The organism is Deltaproteobacteria bacterium (assembly GCA_020845775.1).
Classification (GTDB): Bacteria; Bdellovibrionota_C; UBA2361; order SZUA-149; family JADLFC01; genus JADLFC01.
In genome coordinates, this window is record JADLFC010000038.1 from 1 (window position 1) to 3,144 (window position 3,144).

At 44.3% G+C, this 3,144-nt stretch carries 3 protein-coding genes; 1 reads left to right on the forward strand and 2 read right to left on the reverse strand.

The annotated features are described in order from the left end of the window. On the forward strand, positions 1-1,671 hold a 1,671-nt coding region (locus IT291_02605; protein ID MCC6220110.1), incomplete at its 5' end, for a CS1-pili formation C-terminal domain-containing protein. A 12-nt stretch (positions 1,672-1,683) separates the two neighbouring features. On the opposite strand, the gene IT291_02610 is transcribed toward IT291_02605, so the two are convergent. Together IT291_02610 and IT291_02615 are read right to left on the reverse strand one after the other, a co-directional pair. After that, a complete protein-coding gene (locus IT291_02610) occupies positions 1,684-2,385 on the reverse strand; it encodes a fimbria/pilus periplasmic chaperone (protein ID MCC6220111.1) in 702 nt (233 codons plus the stop codon). Positions 2,386-2,439: 54 nt separating this feature from the next. Further along, the gene (locus IT291_02615; protein ID MCC6220112.1) at positions 2,440-2,877 is read right to left on the reverse strand and encodes a hypothetical protein; all 438 of its coding nucleotides are present in this window, start codon (positions 2,875-2,877) and stop codon (positions 2,440-2,442) included. Positions 2,878-3,144 lie beyond the last annotated feature (267 nt).

Genomic DNA, 3,144 nt, shown 5'->3' on the forward strand with positions numbered 1-3,144 from the left:
CGATTGCTCTCTTCGCAGGTGCTCGATTACGGACTCCAGGAAATAAATACCGTGGCGTTTCCCCAAGGAAGTTATGATGTCGATATTGTAATTACCGAAGACGATGGGAGCGTTAGTCGTGAAAGTAGGTTTTTTACTAAATCTGGGTTACTTTCACTGCGCTCATATCCAATTTATTTTGCTCAAGGTGGTATGTTTAGGAATCAATTGGATGTTCAGTCAATTCCTATTTTTGAGGTAGGCTCTCGCTGGAGAGCAACAGACATTCTCCAATTAAATACGTCATTATCCGGAACTGACGAGTCTCAGATTTTCACTGCCGAATCGCTTGCAGTTTGGCGTGCCGTTGTGTTGGGAGCGGGAGCGCTTTACTCGTCCGATGAGGACGCTGCTGTAGATATTATGGCAGCTGGCAGCTTGTTTGATGTCTATTTGGATATACATGCAACACATAGCTTCTCTGGTTTTGACTTCGCTGAGCCGCCAGTCGAAACAGTGGATGATATGCTTGAATCGGGAGAAATAGAGCCGATATTGCTTCCTTTGTCTAGCACGACAAATCAGAGCGATGTGCCAGTTTTGCTAACGGCAAATAAATCTACTTTATCGGCAAGCCTTAGTAGAAAATTTGGCGACCTCAGCTTCCGTTTGTCAGCAAATCGCGCAATTACTGGCGAGGAAACGCGATTCGCCTATGGCTCAGTACTTAACTGGAACCTCTACCAAAAGCGAGACATGAATGTCAGACTCGACGCGTCCTATTTTAATACTCAAAACGGAGATGAAGCTCAAGTTGGACTCGCGTTTCTCTGGAAACTGGATGATTGGTCAACGAGTTCCAGTGGCAGTTACCGCAGTCAAGCAGAATCCCAGCAAGCATCTTTGACAAATACGATTGCATATAACAAGCAGGACACATTGGGCAAACAAACGCGGTTTCAGCTAAGCGATAATGTTCAACGAAAAACCACCAATACGGGCGACGAAAAACAAGGCGACACTCTTGTCACTAATTTAGTCGAACTAGAACATTTTAATGATATTCTGCGTTCCGAGGTCTCTGTTCGAGACTCTCGCTCGTCGGGCACAAAGAGCACATCGGCTGGACTTAATGCAGAAACTGCATTTGTCATGTCACATACGGGAGATGTGTCAGTTACGCGGCCTCAGTTAGACGGCTCGCTTGTTATAGTTGAAATCGACAGTGACACTACTGACAGTATATTTGATATTCTGGTCAATGGACGCCCTTATAGCTCTATGAAAGCTGGGACAAGCAAAGTAATAAAATTGTCGCCATATCACACGTATAGTCTTAGCATTAGCCCGACGACTGACGCAGACCTCGTTCACTATGATACGAGCACGTATGTTACGACGCTTTTTCCCGGGAATATTGCTAAGTATAGCTGGAAGGCCAGTAGACTTTTTATTGCTCTCGGACGCCTCATCGACGAAAAGGGAGTTCCAATTCCGTGGCAACGGATAAAAGGACTCGCTGAATATACAGTAACAGAGGAAGATGGCACATTTCAGGCAGAGATAACATACGACAAACGCGAAGAGCTAACCATTGAAAGTGAACAGTACCATTGCCGCATAGAACTACCTGACTCAGAGAAAGTAGAGTATTTTCTCGAACTTGGCGACGTTATATGTCACAATTTTTAACTATCCGCTGTGCTAGTCGACTACAATGCTTTCAACTTGTCGAGTCGTCCTTTTTTGAAACTTAACAACGCTCGTTGCTGGGGCCGTCACTTCGAAAGTGTTGCCAGGGTATAGTCGTGTAGACGGGAGTTCGGAACAATTAGAGTCGCTTCCTATGCAACTTTGACCACTTTCAAGGAAGATGTTTGCGTTACCGCTGTTTGTAAACAGTATCTTATCCCCCGAACGATTCCATTCGAGTTTGGGAGTAAATGGAATCGGATCAGCAAGTATCAGAAGCCCAACTGTAGTTATAACTTTTATCGAGGTTTTAACGCTGCTGATCTTTTCTTCGTCCTTAGAAAACCCTTTAGATTTTGGTTCAAATGCCATGCGATATACCTGTTCTGTTTGACCTAATGGTTTTTTTAAGAGCAAGCGAACAGTGCGTTGACCTTTCGCGGGAACCGAGAAGCGCTTAGGGGTGGCAATAAGATCAGTTGTCGGCTCCAATCGCTCGGTTTTAAGCCCCGGATCGATAACGACCTGCGGATCGACGGCAATGGCCATAGGTGCATCGCTAGAATTAAAAACAATGACGTTCTGAATTGGTCGCTCATTTCCACGAAAGTAGAGGATAGCTGAATTGACGCTTATTTGAGCCTGAGCGGAAGTCCCGCAACATAGAATACAAAAAATGCCCATTAATAGGTATTTTGAAATCGACACGTTCATAGACTAGTCCTTAATATTTACTCTCTCTTTTCTAAATCTCACATATGCCTAAGTTCAGATTGGCTCAATCAAAAGAGTCAAACTTCCCGAGTAATCTCCCGGAATTGCAGCATCGAGATCGGCTACGTCAAATGTAATCCTCATCTCGGCATTTGTTCCACCGTTACATGTCTGTGATCTGCTAGCTCCACTAAACGTTTTCGATGTTGCGGGGACAAGGGATTTAAATCCCCCTGGACCCCCGTCCCATTCCAAGGTATAGGCCAGCTCATTAGCACCGGAGGCTATGGTGTAATCTCCCCCACTTCCACTTCCTGTTCCCGTAACTAAGTATGTACGTGCACCGGTACCAGATTTATGAATGCAAACTCCATCGCTAGCCTGTTCTGTTGTTCCAACATTCCATGTCCCAAAATTAAAATCCACCAAACCCGTAATTTGCACATTTTGAGCGGAAGCCGAGTTAGCAGTTAGTAGTAGAAATATCGCCATAACAACGAAATGGCTTGACCAATTATTCCGAAAACAAGCCGAGAAAAATTTGTTCAGAATATGGTGCATAAAAAAGCTCTGCAATGGAAAATACAAAATATTAAAGACAAATCTTTTGCTAGCAGTGGTTTGTATTTATCAGGATAGCGCAATTTGTGTATGGAAGCCTAGCAAAATATGTATTTCGCCAGCCAGCAGGTGTCGCGCGTATTAAAGCTGCCGCAAGCGTTTTTTAGCGTTAAACTGGAGTAGCTAAAAGGATAAGAG

Coding starts and splice junctions, on each gene's coding strand:
- IT291_02615 (MCC6220112.1), bottom strand. CDS start 2,877: ATGGCGATATTTCTACTACTAACTGCTAACTCGGCTTCCGCTCAAAAT.
- IT291_02610 (MCC6220111.1), bottom strand. CDS start 2,385: ATGAACGTGTCGATTTCAAAATACCTATTAATGGGCATTTTTTGTATT.